This is a genomic window from Rhodococcus huquni (genome assembly GCF_055231055.1).
The window spans coordinates 45,326-65,547 of the sequence record NZ_JBUYWE010000007.1 but is presented as its reverse complement, the minus strand read 5'-3'; the positions used below and the strand labels follow the sequence as shown (position 1 = coordinate 65,547).

Sequence of the window (20,222 nt, the reverse complement as noted above, 5' to 3'; positions counted from 1 at the left end):
AGTCTTTGAACCCTGGCAGACTGCGAAGAATGAGCAGTCTGGATGCAACCGATGCACGTTTGTTGCTCGCGTTGTCCGAGAGTCCTCGTGCGACTGGTGTGGAGTTGGCTGCCCGTCTGGGTCTGTCACGGAACACGGTGCAGGCGAGACTCGCGCGATGGGAGAGTTCCGGCGCGTTGGGGGTGATGAATCGACGAGTGGACCCGCGTGCGCTCGGCTATCCGTTGTCCGCGTACGTGGCCACCAGGGTCGATCAGCACCGGCTCGACGACGTCGTATCCGATCTTGCCGACATCCCCGAGGTGGTGGAGGTGTCGGGTATGACCGGCCAGACGGACCTTTCGGTCAAGGTGGTGGCGCGGGATGCGGACGACCTGTACCGCCTCGCCGGATTGATCCTGGAAATTCCAGGGGTGGAGCGAACGAACATGGCCCTCGTCATGCGTGAACTCGTCGGCCCGAGGTTGACCCCGCTGCTCGAGCGTCTGGCAGGCCGGGAGTCGGCGCTCACGACCGGGGGATCAGTGCGCGACGAGGAACAGGATCAGGACCAGCGCAGCAAGGGCGGCGAAGACCACAGCGGGTAGGGAGGTTGCGCGCGTATCGGGATTGCCGTAATCGCCGTGCTTGACATGAAACCCGGTCGCCGCGAGACCGAGGAGGAGAAGGCCGGCCGCTGCGACAGCACCGATGGGCCACACGAAGATGCCGATGAGCAGGCCCACGCCACCGGCGATCTCGGCGCCGCCGATCATGCGCACCTGGTTCGCTACGAGACCACGTGACCGGAGTGAACTCCACACGGTGCCCTGCAATCGGATTTTGGGAAGGCTTACCGCCAAGGAAGCGATGGCAAGGACCACAGCGCACACGATGAGAACTACATTCACGTCCGGTCTCCGTTCTCTTCTGGGGCGAACTACCGATGCCACATTATGCGGGTGCCGCGACAAAACCTGGGGTTCGGGATCTGGGCCGCACAGCGTGTCGAACGGTTAGCATCGTCGGCGTGACTGTCGTGGGACTGAACGAAGATGCCGTGACCGCGTGGATAAACGGGCTCGGTGTGGGCGCGATAGCGCCCCTGACCTTCGAGCGGATCGGAAACGGTCAGTCGAATCTGACCTACTCGGTGTCGGATTCGGGTGGCGGGCGTTGGGTCCTGCGTCGGCCTCCGCTCGGACACATCCTCTCCTCGGCTCACGATGTGGTGCGTGAGCACAGGATTCTGTCCGCTCTCCAGGGCTCGGCAGTGCCGGTCCCGAAAATCCTTGCACTCACCGAGGACCCGGAGATCACGGACGCGCCGCTGGTGCTCATGAGTTTCGTGGACGGTGTGGTGATAGACGGAGTCCCTACGGCCGAGAGACTGACCCCCGAGCAGCGTGGCGAGATCGGTCTTGCACTGACCAGGGCGCTCGCGCACATCCACTCCGTGGACCTCGACGACGCTGGTCTCACCGATCTGGCGAGCCGGAAGCCTTTCGCCGCACGTCAGCTCAAGCGCTGGTCCACCCAGTGGGAGCAGTCGAAGACTCGCGAGGTTCCCGAAGTGGACCGGCTCGCAGACGTGTTGCAGCGCAACATTCCCGATCAGCACGAGGTGTCACTCGTGCACGGCGACTTTCATCTGAACAACGTCATCGTCGCCCCCGAGGAGGGGGAGGTACGGGCAGTGGTGGACTGGGAGTTGTGCACGCTGGGGGATCCGCTCGCGGACATCGGCGCGCTCCTTGCGTACTGGCCGCAGCGCGGCGAAGAACACGTTGCCGGGCCGTTCATGGCATCCACTCTCGATGGCTTCCCGAACCGGGCCGAACTGGTCGAGTCCTACGCCCACGAAACAGGTAGAGACGTATCGGACGTGGGATATTGGCACGTTCTCGCCTTGTGGAAGCTGTCGATCATCGCCGAGGGTGTACTCCGTCGAATTCTCGACGACCCACGAAACGAGGCCGAACACGGTGGCCCGACCGCCAAACTTGTCGACGGCATCGTCGCTCGTGCGGTGGCGACTGCCGAAGCCGAAGGTCTTTCCTAGGTCTCGGTCTGTTCCTTGACCACCAGAAGTGTCGCCGCGCTGCGGATCTCGGCGGGGATCGGGACCGGCGCCCGTGTCTTCGCATCGACATACACGTGAACGAACCGGCCGAGTGCGGCGGGCTCGAGAACGCCGTCGTCGTCGCGAAAGATCGCCAGCGCGTACACGATGCTGCGGTTGCCGAGTCGCTCGATGGACAGTCCCACCTGTAGTCGATCGGGAAAAGACAACTCGCTGAGGTACTTGCACGAGGTCTCCGCGACGACGCCGATCGCGGGCAGATCGCGAATGTCGACCCCGGTAGTCGCCATCAGCCAGGCGTTCACGGCAGTGTCGAAGTACGAGTAGTACGTGACGTTGTTGACGTGCCCGTAGTGGTCGTTGTCGTCCCATCGCGTCGGGACCGGCCACAGGGCAGGAAAGTCGGCCGCGGTGGGCAGGGGTTTCGGCTGGATGTCGGTCACGAGTCCGACACTAGCGCCTGGTTTCGGGCGTAGGGGCGGCCCCAGTCGGCGATTCTGCCCGAAGTGGCGACCGCGTTTCTGTCAGGATGGAGTCATGTCGAATCCAGTCGTGATCGATGTCCGTGAACTCGCCGACCTGATCGAATCCGGTACCCCGCCTGTGATCTTGGACGTGCGCTGGGCACTCGGCGATGCGGACGGCGCTCAGCACTATCTGGACGGCCATGTGCCCGGCGCGGTGTTCGTCGACCTCGACACCGAATTGGCCGATCCGCCGTCGCCCGCTCGTGGTCGTCACCCGCTGCCTGCCATCGACCGATTGCAGACGGTGGCGCGGTCATGGGGTATCGGCGATTCGGACACCGTGGTCGTGTACGACGCGACCGGCAACCTGGCGGCTGCCCGTGCCTGGTGGTTGCTTCGGTGGGGAGGGCTCACCGACGTTCGTCTACTCGACGGCGGGGTGTCCAGTTGGACCGAAGCTGGTCGCGAACTTGCGGCCGGGCCTGGCGAGATCCCGATTCCCGGCACGGTCACTCTGTCCGGTGACAGCATGCCGGTGGTCGGCATCGAGGAGGCGGCCTCGTGGCCCGAAAGTGGCACGCTGATCGATGCGCGCGCCGCGGAACGGTTCGCCGGCGATACCGAGCCGATCGATCCGCGTGCGGGGCACATACCCGGCGCCGTGAATCTGCCGACGGCTTCCAACATCGACGACCGCGGACTCTTTCTGTCGAAGGCGGCGTTGTCCGAGCGCTTTCGGGATGTGCGCGAGCCCGTCGCCGTCTACTGCGGCTCCGGTGTCAATGCAGCGCACCAGATTGCGGCGCTCGAGATCGCCGGGGTCGACGCGGCTCTGTTCCCCGGTTCGTGGTCGCAGTGGTCGAATGACGACGAGCGCGAGGTTGCGGCCGGGCGGTGAGCTCGGCGATCACGACCGTGAGAACTCCGAGGCGCGGGTGACCTGCTCGGCGCTCGGGCGAACCCCGGTGTAGAGCGCGAACTGCTCGGCTGCTTGCAATGCGATGACCTGTGCGCCGGTGATGACGGTCTTCCGGTCTGCGGTGGCGCGGCGAACCAGCGGAGTATCCGGGGGCATCGCAACGACGTCGAACACCACCTGAGCGGCCGTGATTGCCGCTTCCGCGAACGGGAGGCGCTCGGAGTCTGCTCCGCCCGTCATTCCGACAGGCGTGGTGTTGATCAACAGTCCACGTGCGTCTTCGCCGAGGTCGGAGGTCCATGTGAATCCGTAGCGCTCGGCCAGAGCTTGCCCGGTCTCGGCGTTGCGAGAGACCACCACGACGTCGCGGAATCCGTGATCTCGCAGTGCTGCGACGACGGCCTTCGCCATGCCGCCGCTGCCTGCTACCGCCACCGACAACGACGTCTGAAGTGCGTTCTCGCGGAGAAGCTGAGCGACCGCCTCGTAGTCGGTGTTGTAGGCGTGCAGTACGCCGTCCTCGTTGACGACGGTGTTGACGGAGTCGATGGCCGACGCCGAATCGTGCATGACGTCGACGAATTCGATGATTCGTTCCTTGAACGGCATGGACACCCCACATCCTCGAATACCGAGCCCACGGATCCCGGCGACTGCGGCGGCCAGATCCGTGGTGGTGAATGCCTTGTAGACGTAGTTCAGCTCGAGCTCGTCGTACAGATAATTGTGAAACCGAGTGCCGATGTTGCTCGGGCGTCCGGAGAGCGAGATGCAGAGTTGAGTGTCCTTGTCGAGCATCATCTCGTCGACTCTAGTTCCTCCTCGAGTGCTCGCGGATCAGCCGTGGGTGTGCAGCTTCTCGTAGGCTGCCCGCTCTGCGTCGTGACGCTTCGCAGCCTTGGGATTCTCGAGGTCGGGTGGAAGGCCGTGACGCTCGAGACGCCTGGAGCGGTTCTGCGCCATGTAGGCGACGCTGTAGAACATCGCGAGAATGACGCCGAGGAGCGTCATCGAGGCATTGAGCCACAGCGGCCCGGGGAACAGGAAGAACACCGCGAAGATGGGTAGGAAGGGGACCATTCCTCGCACGAGGTGACGGGGGACTGCCCAGTCGCCGACGAGGTCGTTGCGAACCCAGTCCTGCATGGAGTCCGGTAACTTTCGGCCGAAGCAATACCCCAGCCACTGCAGGGGGCCGGGCCGTCCACGCTGCTTCATGGGAGTCCCTTCTTCGTGTCGAGTGCGCCGCTTGCGAGGGCGGCTGCGTTGACGCGGGTGAGCACGCGATGGAGTTCTTCGAGCTCGGCCGGATCGACACCGAGAGCCTCGATCACTGCCGGCGGCACCTTCTCGGCCTCGGTGCGCAGAGCCTTTCCCGAGTCGGTGAGCTCCACGACGAGCTGTCTCTCGTCCTGGCGGCTACGGGTGCGGACGAGGAGGCCCGATGCTTCGAGTCGTTTCAGAAGGGGCGAGAGGGTGGGTGAATCAAGTTGCAGCGCTTCACCGATGGCCTTCACGGACATGGGTGACGTTTCCCATAACGCGAGCATCACCAGGTACTGCGGGTGAGTGAGGCCCATGGGCTCGAGGATGGGCCGATAGACGCCGAGCACCGCGCGGTTCGTGACTGCGAGCGCAAAACACACCTGCCTGTCGAGGGCGAGCGGATCGGTCTCTTGGGCGGTGGACATGCCATGATGCTACCAAATAGTTAGTGCACGAACTATTCGTGCAATATTCAATATCGGTGATCACTCGCACGTCCGGGCGATCGTGGTGAATGCATCTGCGTCGGCTCTGGTGATCGGCAGGGCGTACTGCACGGCTACGGTCAGATATTTTCCGGCGTAGAAGCAGTGATATGCGGGATTCGGTGGCAACCACTGAGAGGGAGTGCCGTCGCTCTTGCGGAGGTTGTCGGGGCCGTTGACCGCCAGAAGATTGAACGCGATGTCGTTGGCGAATCTTGCGCGCACATCCCGAGGCCATTGGAACGCACCCATGTCCCAGGCAGCTGCGAGCGGATAGACATGATCGATCTGGACGGCTCTCGCGTTCGACTTGTCGAACGCGAGGGACTCGCCCGAGTACGGATCCGGCAGTATCCCGCTCAGAACGACGCAATCTCCGGTTCCATCGCGGAACGTCGTGGCATGAAGGCTCAGCGCCAACACGTTGTTTCGGGTGTCACACCCGTCCCGCCCACCTTCGGCGTCCTGGTCGTCCGACCACGCCGGACCGTAGACACAGGCCTTGCCGGACGTGCAGGCGCGCTCGTATCCCACCGCGTGTGGCCGCCGATCGACGATGCGAACGGAAGCTAGAAGCGCCTCGATCTCGGTGCGAGTGGGGCTTCCAGGAGCGGGTGCGACCGAGGTGAACTCTCCGAATACGGTGCCGCAGCCGCCGAGGACAGCGGCGGCGAGCATTGTCGCGGCGACCCCCACCACAAGCAGACGACGAACATTCATGCGTCCCCCCCCGGGCGCTGAAAGAACAACCGAACATCGGTTGGCAGGAACAGTAGCCCGCGGCCCCGACAGTCCGGTCAGGTCACTTCGATGACCACTTTCCCTGTGGAATGACCCGACTCGACGAGGGACAGGGCTTCGCCTGCCCTTGTCAGTGGCATCGAGGTTCGAACGTGCGGATCGATATCGCCCGAGGCCACGAGAGCTGCGATCGTCGTGAACACCGCGGTCGTCCGTCTGCGAACCACACCGGAGCCGCCGAGGTCCTGGGCGGACAAGCTGTTTCCGATGCTGATCAACCGCGATGGTTCGGTGACGAGGCCGGAGAGTTCGGCAAGCTCGGCGCCGACCACGTCGAACACGGCGTCGATCTCGATCGGTCGTGCGCCGCGTACGCGAGTGGGCAAATCCGGGCCCGACTCGATCCAGGTCGCACCGAGTGATTCCACCTGCTGCTTCTTGGCGGGTCCGGCTGCGGCGACGACGCGAGCCCCGCTGGCGGTGGCCAACTGGACAGCTGCGAGTCCGACACCTCCTCCGGCGCCGACGACCAGCAAGGTTCCGCCCGCGGGAACGCTCAGCTGCGCCAGTGCGTCGTAGGCGGTCCCGATCGCGACAGGAATCACGGCAGCGTCGGCGAACGACACCGATTCGGGCTTCTCGGCGGTCGACGCCGCATTCGTGACCGTGTACTCGGCATATCCACCGAAGCCGGTCGCCGTCGAGCCGAACACCTGGTCACCCACGGCGAATCCGTCGACTCGCTCGCCGACCGCCGTCACCACGCCCGAGACCTCGCGACCGAGAACGGCGGGAAGCGTCACCGGAATGGTGTCCTTCCTCGTCCCTTCGCGCACCTTCCAGTCGGCGGGGTTCACACCTGCGGCATGAACCGCGATCAGAAGCTGACCTGGACCGGGTTCGGGTGTGGCGACTTCGAGCAGCTGTTGCGTCTCGGGTCCGCCGTATTCGGTGAAGCAGTATGCGACTGGCATGACACCTACTGTGCCACCGGCGTCGACCGTGCTCGATTGGGATGGTCGGGACCACCTGATTGGATGGTCTGATGCTGCACGGTTTGTGGACACCCGGTTCGGGACTGCTGCTGTGGGTGGACGGGCAGGAGTCGCCGGGATCGGGGGCGGGTCAGGAGTCCGACGGTCCGGATAGTTCGGACAACGTCGTGGACCGGGTCCTGCGACGCAAGTTTCGCCACCGGGCGACAGTGCCCATGCCGACCCGGACCGGTGTCGATCCGGTCGAATGGCCGGCGATCGCGTTGGCTCCGTCGGACGCCGCGGATTTTCTCCTCGCGATGCCGCCGCGCGACCCCCGTATCTCGGGGGACCTGGCCTATGTTGCGCACATTGCCAGAGGAATCGAGCGGTGGGCGAGCGCCGGCCGAGTTGTTCCCGGCCTTCGCCGCGCCGACGGTGACTGGTGGCCGCGATGGGAACTGGTGGGCGGTGAACAGCAGCGCGCCTGGCGCACCGAACTGGCGGTGGCGATGCCGGCGGTGCAGCGTCACGACGGGGGACCGCGAGCCGTCCTCGACGACCTGTTGGCCGAGTTGACCGACCCGATCGTGCGCGGCCGTCTCGATGCTCGCGATCCGGACGATTCGATGCTGGCCGCCCTCGTTCGCGGAGACCCGTTCGACGAGGGCACTGCGAAGCTGTCGGGCGATCTGGAGCGATGGCGAGCCAGTTTGAAGGTCGACGAGCCCGAACTCGTTCTGCGGCTGCTCGAGCCGGAAGGCGACGACGAGCCCGACGAGGCGCTGTGGCGCCTGCAGGTCTGTCTGAGGATCGAGGGGGAAGCTCCCGAACCGGTTCCGTTGCACCGCACGGATCGGATGCGCCTGCAGTTGGGGGTCACCAAGCTCACCGAGGCGGTGGCCGCGTATCCGCGGCTCGAGGACGTGCCGAGCGCGCCGGACAGCCTCGACCTGATGCTGCCCACCGCCGTAGTGATAGATCTGGTGACGCACGGCGCGATCGCATTGCAGGAGAAGGGGATTCAGCTACTGTTGCCCCGGGCATGGAAGGCAGCTTCGCCTTCCATGCGTCTGAAGGTCGCTGCTCCGGGTTCGCCGATCTCCGCCGAGGATCGTGCGGTGGGCAAGGATCAACTCCTCGAGTACGAGTGGGAGCTCGCGATCGGCGACGAGGTCCTCACCGCAGACGAGATGGCCCGGCTGGTGAACGCCAAGAGTGGCCTCGTTCGCTTGCGGGGTGAGTGGGTGCGCGCGGACCCGGACGTGTTGTCGCGCGCGGCGAGATACGTGTCCGAACGAGGCGGCGGTGGCGAGCGCGGAATCCTCGAACTGCTGAAGGAATTGATCGACGACGATCTCCGGGATCTGCCGGTCGAGGAGATCGAGGCGTCGGGATGGATTCGTGCCCTGCTGGACGAGAACGTCCGGCCCGAGAGTGTGGGTGTGCCGGACGGGCTGAACGCGACACTGCGGCCGTACCAGCAGCGCGGACTGGACTGGTTGGCGTTCATGAGCGATGCCGGGCTCGGCGCGGTTCTGGCCGACGACATGGGGCTCGGCAAGACGGTTCAGCTACTTGCCCTCCTCGCGCACGAACGTTCGGCGACCCCGACGCTGCTCGTGTGCCCGATGTCGGTGGTCGGCAATTGGCAACGCGAGGCCGCACGCTTCGTGCCGGCGCTGCGGGTACTGGTCCATCACGGGTCCGGGCGTAAAGCCGGCGAAGCGTTCATGCAGGCGGTCGCGGAGAGTGATCTGGTCATCACGACGTATTCCCTTCTCGCCCGCGACCTGGCGCATCTGAAAGAACAAACTTGGCGGCGGATCGTTCTCGACGAGGCTCAGCACGTCAAGAACCCCAAGACTTCTCAGGCCAGGGCAGCACGCAGTATCGTCGCCGATCATCGAGTCGCCATGACCGGTACACCTGTCGAGAACCGTCTCGACGAATTGCGTTCCATTCTCGATTTCGTCAACCGTGGGATCCTCGGGTCGGACTCGATGTTTCGTAAGCGATTCGTCGTCCCGATCGAGCGGGACAAGGACGAGAACGCGGTGGCGCGACTGCGAGCCGTCACGTCGCCGTTCGTGCTCAGGCGAGTCAAGACCGACCCTGCCGTCATCAGCGATCTGCCCGACAAGATCGAGATGACGATGCGTGCCAACCTCACGGCCGAGCAGGCCGCTCTCTACCGGGCGGTGGTGGACGACATGCTGGCGCAGATCAAGGACAAGAAGGGGATCAAACGAAAAGGTGTGGTGCTGGCGGCACTGACCAAACTCAAGCAGGTATGCAATCACCCCGCGCACTTCCTGCACGACGGCTCGACGGTGTTGAAGCGTGGGAGGCATCGGTCGGGCAAGCTCGGCTTGATAGAAGACATCGTCGACTCGGTGATCGCCGAAGGCGAGAAGGTGCTGCTGTTCACGCAGTTTCGTGAGTTCGGCGACTTGGTCGTGCCCTTCCTGTCGGAGCGTTTCGACACCAGCGTCCCGTTCCTGCACGGAGGAGTGACGAAGAGCGGACGCGACGCCATGGTGGCGAACTTCCAGTCGCCCGAGGGACCGCCCGTGATGGTGCTGTCCCTCAAGGCGGGCGGCACCGGTCTCAATCTGACGGCGGCCAATCACGTCGTGCACATGGACCGTTGGTGGAATCCTGCCGTCGAGAATCAGGCCACGGACCGCGCGTTCCGGATCGGGCAGCGGCGTGACGTGCAGGTGCGCAAACTGGTGTGTGTGGGCACGTTGGAAGAGAAGATCGACTTGATGATCGCCACCAAGCAGGAGTTGGCGGATCTCGCAGTCGGAACAGGCGAGAACTGGGTGACCGAGATGAGCACCGAACAATTGAGCGACCTGTTGCAACTCGGCGACGAGGCGGTGGGGGAGTGAGCCCCGCAGAGCGCGGACCGTACTTCGGGCAGTTCGGTAAGCCCCGAAAGGTGCGCGGCGGACTCGATGCAGTGTCGCGGCGAGGTGGATTCGGGCGCAGTTGGTGGGGTCGCGAATTCGTGGGCACCATCGACTTGATCGCCGACAAGAGTCGGATGGCCCGGGGTCGCACCTACGCGAGGTCGGGGCAGGTGTTGTCCCTCGATATCGCAGCAGGTGTCGTGTCAGGCGAAGTGCAAGGCAGTCAGATTCATCCGTTCACGGCAACGGTGACGATCCCCGTTCTCGACGACGACCGAATCAACGCGCTCACCGAGCAGGTTCGCAGGGCGCCCGGAAGTCTCTCGACGCTCGCGGGTGGAAAGGTGCCGCAGATTCTCGGTCCGGCGCTGTTGCCGAGGGGGCCGTCCGAGTTGCAGTTCGACTGCACCTGCCCGGATGTCGGCTGGCCGTGCAAACACGCTGCCGCCCTCGCCTATCTGACGGCCGAACGGATCGACGAAGATCCGTTGCAGATCCTGCGGCTTCGCGGGGTGGACCTCGACTTGCTCATGGAGGGTGTGGCCGACCCGGGGGGAGTGTCAGGCGAGCCGGGGGAGTTCGACGACGACTGGTTCGGAGACCGGGCGAAGCTGCCCGCGCTGCCGCGGCCGGAGTCGCGGCCGGCAATCGACGATCTCGACCCAGGGTTGCTGCGACGCGCGCTTCGGTCGCTGTGCGAGGACGACCGTGAACTCGAGGGCAAGGTCGGCGAGCTGAAGCGGCTGTACGACCGACTTCGGTGACTCGCGTGCCGAGGGGAGACTACGGCCGTCTGATGAGAATGGCGGCCAGCCCGAGAGCGGCGCCGTCTTCTACCACTGCTGCCTGCCAATCGGGGGCGTGGCGGCCTGCCCATCGTCTCCAGCGGGCGCCGCCGAACGACCCGGCCACGGCTCCGACGGCCCCGAGGCAAAGTGCCGCAGCAGTCGAGGTCTCGTCGCGGAGTGACAGTGCCCGGGCGCCGAGTGCGCCGGCGACCACTCGACCCGAGAGTGCGGGAGGTGACAGGCGCGACGGAATCCTGGGATGCTTGTCGGCAGCAATCTCACCGCTGACCAGCAGCGCGGAGGTAACAACGTTCCGAGTGCGCAGTGGTGTCGCCCTGCGGACCAGAAGTGCGGTGGCGAGCCCTGTCGAACTGCGAAGTCCGCTCGCAAATCCAATGGCGGTGAAACGGAGTGTTGCGGCGGCCGTCACCCGGTGGGGATCGCGGAGGGCGTTCATGACCCAGCAGTACCCGGAGCATCGACGAGCAAACCGGCGTCGCGAGGTATAGACATACATGGACATCCAACTATAGGATGAGCGACATAAATTGCGGGGTGCATCCGTGCTCCCCTGTAACACACTTCCGAGCAGGAAATCCTGAGCAAGGACGGGTCGCAATCATGGTTCGAGAGCTCTCCCACTTCATCGGCGGCAAGCAGGTCCCCGGCGCATCCGATCGGTTCGCGGACGTCTTCGATCCCAACACCGGCCAGGTCCAGGCGCGGGTCCCGTTGGCGAATCAGGAAGAGACCGAGGCCGTCATCGCCAACGCAGCCGAAGCGCAGCTCGAGTGGGCTGCGTTCAATCCGCAGAAGCGCGCCCGCGTTCTCATGAAGTTCGTTCAGTTGGTGCACGACGAGATGGATTCGCTCGCACGGCTGCTGTCGTCCGAGCACGGCAAGACCATCCCCGATGCAAAAGGCGACATCCTGCGCGGTCTCGACGTCATCGAGTTCTCGATGGGCGCCCCGCACCTGCTCAAGGGCGAGTACACCGAGTCGGCAGGTACCGGAATCGACGTCTACTCGATGCGTCAGCCGCTCGGCGTGGTCGCGGGCATCACGCCCTTCAACTTCCCGGCGATGATTCCGCTGTGGAAGGCCGGCCCGGCACTGGCGGCCGGAAATGCGTTCATTCTCAAGCCGTCCGAGCGCGATCCTTCGGTGCCCTTGCGCCTGGCCGAGCTGTTCCTCGAAGCGGGTCTGCCTGCCGGTGTCTTCAACGTCGTCAACGGCGACAAGGAAGTTGTCGACGTGTTGCTCACGGACGAGCGCGTCAAGGCGATCGGATTCGTCGGTTCCACCCCGATCGCGCAGTACATCTACGAGACCGCTGCCGCGCACGGCAAGCGCGCGCAGTGCTTCGGTGGCGCCAAGAATCACGCAATCGTGATGCCGGACGCAGATCTCGACGAGGTGGCGGACGCCCTCATCGGGGCAGGCTACGGCTCGGCTGGCGAACGGTGCATGGCAATCTCCGTGGCCGTGCCCGTCGGTGAGGAGACCGCTGATGCTCTCGTCGCCAAACTGAAGGAGCGAGTCGGCGGCCTCACGATCGGTCGTAGCGACGACGAAGGCGCCGACTTCGGTCCCCTGGTCAGCAAGGCCGCCGCCGACCGCGTGGACGAGTACATCCAGATCGGTATCGAAGAGGGCGCCGAGGCAGTGGTGGACGGTCGCGGCTTCACGCTGGAGGGCCACGAGGACGGCTTCTTCGCGGGCGCCACCCTTTTCGACAAGGTCACCCCCGAGATGCAGGTCTACAAGGAAGAAATCTTCGGCCCGGTGCTGTTGGTGGCCCGCGCCGCAGACTACGAAGAGGCCCTGCGACTTCCGTCCGATCACGAGTACGGCAACGGCGTTGCGATCTTCACCCGTGACGGTGACACGGCACGAGACTTCACCAACCGCGTCAACGTGGGAATGGTCGGAGTCAACGTGCCGATTCCCGTGCCGATCGCCTACCACACGTTCGGCGGGTGGAAGCGGTCCGGCTTCGGCGACCTCAATCAGCACGGACCCGACTCGTTCCGCTTCTACACCAAGACCAAGACGGTGACGCAGCGGTGGCCATCCGGCACGAAGGAACAGGCCGACCACTTCGTCATCCCGACGATGAACTGATCGGACTCGTCATGTTCACCTTGACCGATGACGAGCGGGCGATTCGTGACACGGCCCGCGACTTCGCGGCCGAGCACCTCGCGCCGAATGCAGTCGAATGGGATCAGACCAAGCACTTTCCGGTCGACGTTCTCCGCAAGGCGGCATCCCTCGGAATGGGCGGAATCTACATTCGCGAGGACGTGGGTGGATCCGAACTGACCCGCGTGGATGCGGCGCGGATCTTCGAGGAACTGGCGAAGGGCGACCCGTCGATCGCTGCCTACATCTCCATTCACAACATGGTGGCGTGGATGATCGATCGGTTCGGCAGTGACGAGCAGCGCCACACCTGGCTGCCGGATCTGTGCTCGATGGATCGGTTGGGCAGCTATTGCCTCACCGAGCCGGGCGCGGGAAGCGACGCCGCAGCGCTCAGTACCAAAGCTGTTGCCGACGGGGACGACTACGTTCTCGACGGCGTGAAGCAGTTCATCTCCGGGGCGGGAACTTCGGACGTGTACGTCGTGATGGCCCGCACCGGGGAACCGGGGCCGAAGGGTATCTCGGCGTTCATCGTGCCCAAGGATTCGCCGGGGCTGTCGTTCGGCCCCAACGAGGTGAAGATGGGGTGGAACGCTCAGCCGACGCGCCAGGTGATCTTCGAGGGCGTGCGCGTCCCCGCTGCCAATCTTCTCGGCGAACTCGGCGGCGGATTTCGCATCGCGATGTCCGGGCTGAACGGCGGACGACTCAACATCGCGGCCTGTTCGGTGGGCGGCGCGCAGACGGCACTCGACAAAGCCGCAGCATATCTGGTGGATCGCAAAGCATTCGGATCGTCGCTCATCGATTCTTCGGCGCTGCAATTTCAGCTTGCAGACATGCGAACGGAACTGGAGGCCGCCCGGACCTTGCTGTGGCGGGCGGCGGACGCCTTGCAGGTGGGCGCACCGGACGTCGTCGAACTCTGCGCGATGGCCAAGCGCTTCGGCACCGACACCGGTTTCGACGTCGCCAACAAGGCGCTGCAGATGCACGGTGGATACGGCTATCTTGCGGAGTACGGGATCGAAAAGATCGTCCGGGATCTGCGCGTGCATCAGATCCTCGAAGGCAGTAACGAGATCATGCGGGTGGTGGTCGCCCGTAGCGTGGTCTCGGCAGCGAAGAGCGCCACCGGAAAACAAGGAGCGGCATGACTGGTAACGAGGCCGAGGTTCTCATCGAAAAGCGTGACGGCCTCGGCCTGATCACTCTCAACCGCCCGAAGTCGATCAACGCGCTCAATCATGCGATGGTGCAGCAGATCGCGGCAGCCTTGCTCGAATGGTCGAACGACGACGACGTACGCGCGGTGGTCCTGTCCGGCGCAGGTGAACGCGGCTTGTGCGCGGGCGGCGACATCGTGTCGATCTACCACGACGCGAAGAGCGGTGGCACGGGGTCGCTCGATTTCTGGCGCGACGAGTACATCCTCAACGCCGCGATCGCCAACTACGCCAAGCCCTACATCGCACTGATGGACGGGATCGTGATGGGTGGCGGAGTCGGGGTGTCCGCGCATGGCAGCGTTCGCGTGGTCACCGAGCGCTCCATGATCGGGATGCCCGAGACGGGTATCGGTTTCGTTCCCGATGTGGGGGGTACCTATCTGCTCTCGCGGGCTCCCGGTGAGCTGGGCACGCACATCGCGCTGACCACAGCGCGGCTGAGCGCGGGAGATGCGATCGCGTGCGGCTTCGCCGATCATTTCGTGCCGTCCGAGAAATTGGACGAGTTCGTCGCTGCCGTGGCGAGTACCTCGGTGGAGGACGCTCTCGCTGCCTTCTCCCAGCCCGCGCCCGCTTCGGATCTGATTGCGCAGCAGAGCTGGATCGATGCCGCGTACTCGGCCGAGACGGCGCCGCAGATCGTGGGGCGGCTGCAGAGCAGCGGAGTGGCAGGAGCGGAGAAGGCTGCGGAGCAGATCCTCGCGAAGTCGCCAACCTCGGTGACGGTCACCCTTCGGGCACTGCGGCAGGCTCGCGAACTCGGCAGCCTCGAAGAAGTGCTGGACCAGGAGTTTCGGGTGTCCACAGCGGCCCTTGCTTCGCACGATCTCGTCGAGGGAATCCGTGCGCAGGTCGTGGAGAAGGACCGCAATCCGAAGTGGTCCCCGGCGCAGTTGTCGGATGTCGATGCCGAACAGGTGAATTCGTACTTCGCCCCACTCGGTGATCGTGAACTCGGATTGACACAGACATATGCGGCGCAGATCGGCAGCGCCGGGAATGACAATGCTCGGGAAGGACGATAATGAGTAAGAAAGTTGCGTTCCTCGGTCTCGGCCACATGGGTGGCCCCATGGCCGCGAACCTGGTTGCCGCAGGATTCGATGTGACCGGGTTCGATCTCGCGCCCGCTGCCCTCGAACAAGCCACGGCGGACGGTCTGTCGATTGCAGATTCGGCAGTCTCCGCGGTCGACGGTGCGGACGTGGTGATCACGATGCTGCCCAGCGGCAAGCACGTCCTCGGTTTGTACGACGAGATCGTCCCCGCCGTGAAGCCGGGAACGCTGTTCATCGACAGTTCCACCATCGATGTGGCGGATGCGCAGGCGGCGCACAAGCGTGCGATCGACGCCGGTCACAGCGCGGTGGACGCGCCGGTCTCGGGCGGCGTCGTGGGCGCGACCGCCGGAACTCTGGCATTCATGGTCGGTGGCTCGGTCGAGGAGTTCGAGTCGGCCAAGCCCCTTCTGGACGTGATGGGCCGCAAGGTCGTTCATTGCGGTGATGCGGGCGTCGGACAGGCCGCGAAGCTGTGCAACAACATGATTCTCGGCGTCTCGATGATTGCAGTGAGCGAGGCGTTCGTCCTGGGGGAGAAGCTGGGACTCACCAATCAGGCCCTGTTCGACGTCGCGTCGAACGCATCAGGCCAGTGCTGGGCGCTCACCACCAACTGCCCGGTTCCCGGCCCGGTACCGACGAGCCCGGCGAACAACGACTACCAGCCCGGATTCGCAGTCGCTCTGATGGACAAGGACCTGGGGCTGGCCACCAATGCGTTGCGTGCCAACGGCGTCGATGCCGAGCTGGGATTGCGCGCGGCCGAGCTCTACGGCAAGTTCAACGAGGCCGGATCCGGTGGACGCGACTTCTCCGCGATCATCGACGACATCCGGGATCGATCAGCAAAGAATTCCAGTGAGGTGGACAAGTGACCGAATTCGACAGCATCCTGCTCGAGCGCAAGGGCCGCGTCGGGATCATCACCCTGAACCGGCCCAAGGCACTCAACGCGTTGAACTCGGAGCTGATGCGTGAGGTCGTCGCCGCGACAGAAGAACTCGAGGCGGACGACGGTATCGGTGCAATCCTGATCACCGGCTCGGACCGCGCGTTCGCGGCCGGCGCAGACATCAAGGAGATGGCGCCGAAGACGTACATGGACATGTACCTGAACGACTTCTTCGCAGGCTGGGAACGGTTGGCGAAGGCGCGTAAGCCCACGATCGCGGCGGTTTCCGGCTACGCACTCGGCGGCGGCTGCGAACTTGCCATGCTGTGCGATGTCCTTCTCGCCGCCGACACCGCCAAGTTCGGACAGCCGGAGATCAAGTTGGGTGTCATCCCCGGTATCGGTGGCTCGCAGCGGCTCACTCGTGCGGTAGGCAAGGCGAAGGCCATGGAAATGTGTCTCACCGGCCGCAACATGGATGCCGAGGAGGCGGAGCGTGCCGGCCTGGTTTCACGCATCATCCCGGCAGCCGACCTGCTCGACGAGGCATTGAAGACCGCGACCACCATCGCCGAGATGTCGTTGCCTATCGCGATGATGGCGAAGGAAGCGGTCAATCGCTCGTACGAGACCACCCTCGAAGAGGGAATCCGATTCGAGCGTCGCGTCTTTCACTCGGCATTCGCGACCGAGGATCAGAGCGAGGGTATGGCTGCGTTCGTCGAGAAGCGTTCCCCTGAGTTCAACCACCGCTGAGTGTTCGACCACCGCCGACAGAGTCTGGCGGTCACCATCTTGTCGGCGCATCGCCGGTGTCGAAATCACCGGCGGTGCGCCGCAGTTGTGCCAGGATCCGGATCATCCGCGCGAGCTCGTCGTCTCCCAGTCCGGGCTGCGCAAAGACCTGAGCATTGAGACGTTCGGTCGATTCCACCGCCAGCGTGCGTCCGGCATCGGTGATCTCGACGAGCGTCGTCCTGCGGTCGCTGGGGTGAGGTACGCGCTTGACCAGTTCGGCAGCCTCGAGTCGATCTACGGCGTTGGTCACGCTCGTCGGGTGAACCTGCAGACGCGCACTCGCTTTCGCCATCGGCAGGGCCCCCGTCCGTGTGAACGTGAGAAGGGTCAGTAGCTCGTACCGTGCGAAGGTCAGACCTGCCGGTTTCAGCACCTCTTCGACACGCGCCATGTAGATCTGTTGCGCCCGCATCACCGAGGTGACGGCCGCCATGCCGTCGGCCACATCGCCCCAGCCGTGCGCGATCCACTGCCGGTGGGCCTCTTCGATCGGGTCCAGGGGGAGCGGTGACGGAGCCATGCCCCGATCCTCCCACGACCCTTCGATACGTACCGTCACGGTCGCCGAATTCGTGTCCGCTCGGTTCGCACCCGCAGCTCGAATCAGGCTGAGCAGAACTGTGGTTCCGGATGCTCGGTGTGGGCAGAATAGTGATCGATGACGCAGCAGTCATCGATGCGGGTGTGGCTGAGAGGCAAGGCACCGGCCTGCAAAGCCGTTCACACGGGTTCGAATCCCGTCACTCGCTCACGTCAGGGATCGACTACCTGTTCTGTTCTATTTCACCCTCATTTCCGGTCTATTCGGTCGCGAAGGATGTGCTTTCCGAACGAATTCGTATTCGGTGACTAATAGTGGGTATTCGGGCTCGCACAGGCGAAGAATGTCATTGATGTAACCCGATCTTGGGTCAATAGATGGTGTTGACCTGCGCGGTTGCGTACCTTCCGGCAATTGTATTTTGTGGCCGAAATGTAGTTTCCGTTTTCGAATATCCTGGTTTTCAGGCGGGTAGCGTCCCTTTGGTCCGAACTTCCCGATCTGTCAGGAGACAAATCATGCGTAGGACCCTAGCCGCAACGTTGACCGCAATTGCGCTGTCAATCGGAGGTGCGGGGGTGGCACAAGCTACCTCGTTCGAGCTTCCGGCGACCGCGAGCTCGACCGTCCACACGCAGGACACGCCGGATATCAACGACAACGACAACGACAACGACGACAACGGCAGTGACAAGACCGGGTTGTGGGGCCTACTCGGTCTCCTGGGTCTGCTCGGTTTGGGCGGCTTGAAGCCCAAGAAAGACAAGAACCCCATCCGAACTGCACCCCACACCCCTGATGTGGGTACGCGTCCGGCGAATCCCACGACTCGGACGACGACGACCAACCCCGCCGACCGCACGACGTCGCACCTGACTGACCCGACGAACCCCACCGACCCCAGGTAAGCGTCCAGCTCTGGGCCCCGGATATCTGAGCCCACGGAGCCGATCGGCCGCGTGTGAAACGACGCTTGGCCGATCGGCTCCGACCGGCCACTGCATTCCGGCAAGGCTGACTCCGGCGTCCGAAACGGTTCTCGCCGCGAGGGCTGCGCCGAAGGTGGCGGTCAGCTCACGTTGACGGTCGGCCGGTAGAGGTCGAACCACGCCGAGAAGTTCAGGGCCTGCTCGAGCGGCTGACGACTCATCATGTCGAGCTCCGCGACGTCGCGGGTGGCCGACTGTCGAAGACGGTCGACGTCGAGGAACTCGCGCCCCGGCGCGTTCGGGTCGGCGAGCAGGTCCATGACCTGCCCCTGAATTGCCTTGTTGTAGGACTGATTTTGAGTAGAGGGGTAAGGGCTCTTCACTCGATCGACGACGGATTGCGGAAGCAGATCTGCGGTGGCGGCGCGCAGGATCGACTTCTCACGCCCGTCGAATGTCTTCATCGACCACGGCGTGTTGAACACGTACTCCACGAGTCGGTGATCGCAGAACGGCACGCGCACCTCGAGGCTCGCAGCCATGCTCATTCGATCCTTGCGATCGAGGAGGATGCGCACGAATCGGGTGAGATGCAGGTAGCACAATTCGCGCATGCGCCGTTCGAACGGATCCGCGCTGCTCACATGAGGGACCTCGGCAATTGCCTTGCGGTATTCGTCGGCCGCGAACTGCTCGAGCTTCAACGACGAGACGAGCCCCTTGTCCATGGCGACCGGGGTGGCCCACTCCGCGTCGAGGGTAAGCCAGGGGAATCGATCGCCGTCGCGGACGTCCTTGTCGTAGAACCACTTGTAGCCGCCGAACACCTCGTCGGCGGACTCACCGGACAGTGCGACGGTGGAGCGCTCGCGGACTGCTTTGAAGAGCAGATACAGGGAGGGATCCATGTCCCCGAGCCCGATCGGCAAGTCGCGCGCCGAGACGGCCGCTCGGCGCACGTCGGCATCCGCGAGGTCGTAGGGGTCGAGGACGATGTTCTCGTGGCGCGTGCGTGAGTTCTCGGCGACGTCCCGGGCATACGGCCCGTCCGGTGTCGCCCGCATGTCGTCGGGTGTGAATCCTTCCTCGTGTCCGGTGAAGTCGACCGAGTACGTGTTGACGGTTTCCTTTCCGCGCAGTTGCTCGGCCGCCATCGCGGTCAGTGCGGAGGAATCGAGACCGCCCGACAGAAGCGTGCAGCGCGGGACGTCGGAGACGAGTTGCCGAGCGACGATGTCCTCGAGTAGTTCGCGGACGTGTGCCACGGTGGTCTTCTGGTCGTCGGTGTGCTCGCGTGCCTCGATATGCCAGTAGCGGTGAACGCGGCTACCGGACCGGTCGAGAGTCATGAGAGTGCCGGGCTCCAGTTCGTACATGCCCTTCCAGATGGCCGCACCCGGAGTCTTGACCATGGAGAACATTTCGCGAACACCGTCCGCATCGACCACGCGCGGCACCGACGGGTTCGCGAGAATCGCCTTCGGCTCGGACCCGAACATGAGTCCGTCGGCGGTGGGGTAGTAGTACAGGGGCTTGATGCCCATCCGGTCGCGGGCCAGCAGCAGTGATTCCGTCCGGTCGTCCCAGATGGCGAAAGCCACCATGCCGTTGAGCTTCTCGACGACCTCCGGGCCCCATTCGAGGTAGCCGTGGAGCACGACCTCGGTATCGGAGGACGTGTCGAAGCGATGTCCTCGTCGCGCCAGTTCGCGTTCGAGTTCTTTGAAGTTGTAGGCCTCACCCGAGTAGACGATCGTGACGTCGCCGGTCTCCGTGGACACCGTCATCGGCTGCACGCCGCCTTCCAGATCGATGATGGAGAGTCGGCGGTGGCCCATCTGTGCATGGCGGGCGGTCCATACGCCCCCGTCGTCCGGTCCGCGTTTGATCATCGTGGCCGCCATGGATTCACCGGTGTGTTCGAGGGCCCTGAGGTCACGCTCGAACGACACCCAACCGCTGATCCCGCACATTTCGACTCCATCCCGACGCAGTTCTTATTGT

At 64.3% G+C, this 20,222-nt stretch carries 21 protein-coding genes and 1 tRNA gene; 12 read left to right on the top strand and 10 right to left on the bottom strand.

Annotated elements, in window-relative coordinates:
* Window positions 1–29 precede the first annotated feature (29 nt).
* On the top strand, window positions 30–587 hold the full coding sequence (locus ACZI8R_RS14305; RefSeq protein WP_463380302.1) for an Lrp/AsnC family transcriptional regulator: 558 nt from the start codon (window positions 30–32) through the stop codon (window positions 585–587).
* Here ACZI8R_RS14305 and ACZI8R_RS14300 read toward each other — a convergent pair.
* On the bottom strand, window positions 522–890 hold the full coding sequence (locus ACZI8R_RS14300; RefSeq protein WP_463380301.1) for a DoxX family protein: 369 nt from the start codon (window positions 888–890) through the stop codon (window positions 522–524). The genes ACZI8R_RS14305 and ACZI8R_RS14300 overlap by 66 nt on opposite strands.
* 119 nt (window positions 891–1,009) lie before the next feature.
* On the opposite strand from ACZI8R_RS14300, the gene ACZI8R_RS14295 reads away from it, so the two are divergent.
* On the top strand, window positions 1,010–2,041 hold the full coding sequence (locus tag ACZI8R_RS14295; RefSeq protein WP_463380300.1) for a phosphotransferase family protein: 1,032 nt from the start codon (window positions 1,010–1,012) through the stop codon (window positions 2,039–2,041).
* Here ACZI8R_RS14295 and ACZI8R_RS14290 read toward each other — a convergent pair.
* Complete coding sequence (locus ACZI8R_RS14290) at window positions 2,038–2,505, bottom strand: acyl-CoA thioesterase (protein ID WP_463380299.1); 468 nt, start codon at window positions 2,503–2,505, stop codon at window positions 2,038–2,040. The two genes, ACZI8R_RS14295 and ACZI8R_RS14290, sit on opposite strands and share 4 nt — an antisense overlap.
* A gap of 94 nt (window positions 2,506–2,599) precedes the next feature.
* Here ACZI8R_RS14290 and ACZI8R_RS14285 point away from each other — a divergent pair, with 94 nt between their 5' ends.
* Entirely contained in the window at window positions 2,600–3,427 is an 828-nt protein-coding gene (locus ACZI8R_RS14285; RefSeq protein ID WP_463380298.1) for a sulfurtransferase, read from the top strand.
* Window positions 3,428–3,436: 9 nt separating this feature from the next.
* Here ACZI8R_RS14285 and ACZI8R_RS14280 read toward each other — a convergent pair whose 3' ends face one another.
* The 5 genes from ACZI8R_RS14280 to ACZI8R_RS14260 all read right to left on the bottom strand — a co-directional run bounded on the left by ACZI8R_RS14280 (window position 3,437) and on the right by ACZI8R_RS14260 (window position 6,914).
* Complete coding sequence (locus ACZI8R_RS14280) at window positions 3,437–4,249, bottom strand: shikimate 5-dehydrogenase (RefSeq protein ID WP_463380297.1); 813 nt, start codon at window positions 4,247–4,249, stop codon at window positions 3,437–3,439.
* Window positions 4,250–4,285: 36 nt separating this feature from the next.
* The gene (locus tag ACZI8R_RS14275; RefSeq protein ID WP_463380296.1) at window positions 4,286–4,666 is read right to left on the bottom strand and encodes a DUF5313 family protein; all 381 of its coding nucleotides are present in this window, start codon (window positions 4,664–4,666) and stop codon (window positions 4,286–4,288) included.
* A complete protein-coding gene (locus tag ACZI8R_RS14270; protein WP_463380295.1) occupies window positions 4,663–5,139 on the bottom strand; it encodes a MarR family winged helix-turn-helix transcriptional regulator in 477 nt (158 codons plus the stop codon). Before ACZI8R_RS14270 ends, ACZI8R_RS14275 begins: the two co-directional genes overlap by 4 nt.
* A 60-nt stretch (window positions 5,140–5,199) precedes the next feature.
* Window positions 5,200–5,919, bottom strand: coding sequence for an HNH endonuclease family protein (locus ACZI8R_RS14265; protein ID WP_463380294.1), 720 nt, complete (start codon window positions 5,917–5,919; stop codon window positions 5,200–5,202).
* Window positions 5,920–5,996: 77 nt separating this feature from the next.
* Window positions 5,997–6,914: an NADP-dependent oxidoreductase gene (locus ACZI8R_RS14260; RefSeq protein WP_463380293.1), complete on the bottom strand. Its 918-nt coding sequence runs from the start codon at window positions 6,912–6,914 to the stop codon at window positions 5,997–5,999.
* 71 nt (window positions 6,915–6,985) lie between these two features.
* On the opposite strand from ACZI8R_RS14260, the gene ACZI8R_RS14255 reads away from it, so the two are divergent.
* Together ACZI8R_RS14255 and ACZI8R_RS14250 are read left to right on the top strand one after the other, a co-directional pair.
* Complete coding sequence (locus ACZI8R_RS14255) at window positions 6,986–9,811, top strand: DEAD/DEAH box helicase (RefSeq protein WP_463380292.1); 2,826 nt, start codon at window positions 6,986–6,988, stop codon at window positions 9,809–9,811.
* Complete coding sequence (locus ACZI8R_RS14250; protein WP_463380291.1) at window positions 9,808–10,596, top strand: SWIM zinc finger family protein; 789 nt, start codon at window positions 9,808–9,810, stop codon at window positions 10,594–10,596. Before ACZI8R_RS14255 ends, ACZI8R_RS14250 begins: the two co-directional genes overlap by 4 nt.
* A 19-nt stretch (window positions 10,597–10,615) precedes the next feature.
* Here ACZI8R_RS14250 and ACZI8R_RS14245 read toward each other — a convergent pair whose 3' ends face one another.
* On the bottom strand, window positions 10,616–11,077 hold the full coding sequence (locus tag ACZI8R_RS14245) for a hypothetical protein (protein ID WP_463380290.1): 462 nt from the start codon (window positions 11,075–11,077) through the stop codon (window positions 10,616–10,618).
* Between the two features lie 164 nt (window positions 11,078–11,241).
* Between ACZI8R_RS14245 and ACZI8R_RS14240 the strand changes: the two genes are divergently transcribed.
* Genes ACZI8R_RS14240 through ACZI8R_RS14220 form a run of 5 tightly spaced genes read left to right on the top strand, consistent with a single transcriptional unit; the run spans window position 11,242 to window position 16,706 of the window.
* Window positions 11,242–12,744 (top strand): CoA-acylating methylmalonate-semialdehyde dehydrogenase, encoded by a 1,503-nt coding sequence (locus ACZI8R_RS14240; protein ID WP_463380289.1) that lies wholly within the window; start codon window positions 11,242–11,244, stop codon window positions 12,742–12,744.
* An 11-nt stretch (window positions 12,745–12,755) separates the two neighbouring features.
* Complete coding sequence (locus ACZI8R_RS14235; RefSeq protein ID WP_463380288.1) at window positions 12,756–13,925, top strand: acyl-CoA dehydrogenase family protein; 1,170 nt, start codon at window positions 12,756–12,758, stop codon at window positions 13,923–13,925.
* On the top strand, window positions 13,922–15,022 hold the full coding sequence (locus ACZI8R_RS14230; RefSeq protein WP_463380287.1) for an enoyl-CoA hydratase/isomerase family protein: 1,101 nt from the start codon (window positions 13,922–13,924) through the stop codon (window positions 15,020–15,022). The genes ACZI8R_RS14235 and ACZI8R_RS14230 overlap by 4 nt, the downstream gene beginning before the upstream one ends.
* Complete coding sequence (gene mmsB, locus ACZI8R_RS14225; RefSeq protein WP_463380286.1) at window positions 15,022–15,933, top strand: 3-hydroxyisobutyrate dehydrogenase; 912 nt, start codon at window positions 15,022–15,024, stop codon at window positions 15,931–15,933. The genes ACZI8R_RS14230 and mmsB overlap by 1 nt, the downstream gene beginning before the upstream one ends.
* A complete protein-coding gene (locus ACZI8R_RS14220) occupies window positions 15,930–16,706 on the top strand; it encodes an enoyl-CoA hydratase (RefSeq protein WP_463380285.1) in 777 nt (258 codons plus the stop codon). Before mmsB ends, ACZI8R_RS14220 begins: the two co-directional genes overlap by 4 nt.
* Before the next feature lie 31 nt (window positions 16,707–16,737).
* On the opposite strand, the gene ACZI8R_RS14215 is transcribed toward ACZI8R_RS14220, so the two are convergent.
* Entirely contained in the window at window positions 16,738–17,268 is a 531-nt protein-coding gene (locus ACZI8R_RS14215) for a MarR family winged helix-turn-helix transcriptional regulator (RefSeq protein ID WP_463380284.1), read from the bottom strand.
* Between the two features lie 158 nt (window positions 17,269–17,426).
* Here ACZI8R_RS14215 and ACZI8R_RS14210 point away from each other — a divergent pair.
* Window positions 17,427–17,497 (top strand) — tRNA-Cys (locus tag ACZI8R_RS14210).
* Between the two features lie 169 nt (window positions 17,498–17,666).
* Window positions 17,667–18,197: a WGxxGxxG family protein gene (locus ACZI8R_RS14205; protein ID WP_463380283.1), complete on the top strand. Its 531-nt coding sequence runs from the start codon at window positions 17,667–17,669 to the stop codon at window positions 18,195–18,197.
* A 161-nt stretch (window positions 18,198–18,358) separates the two neighbouring features.
* Here the strand turns inward: ACZI8R_RS14205 and asnB are convergent, their stop codons facing one another.
* Window positions 18,359–20,191, bottom strand: coding sequence for an asparagine synthase (glutamine-hydrolyzing) (gene asnB, locus ACZI8R_RS14200; protein ID WP_463380282.1), 1,833 nt, complete (start codon window positions 20,189–20,191; stop codon window positions 18,359–18,361).
* Between the last annotated feature and the right edge of the window lie 31 nt (window positions 20,192–20,222).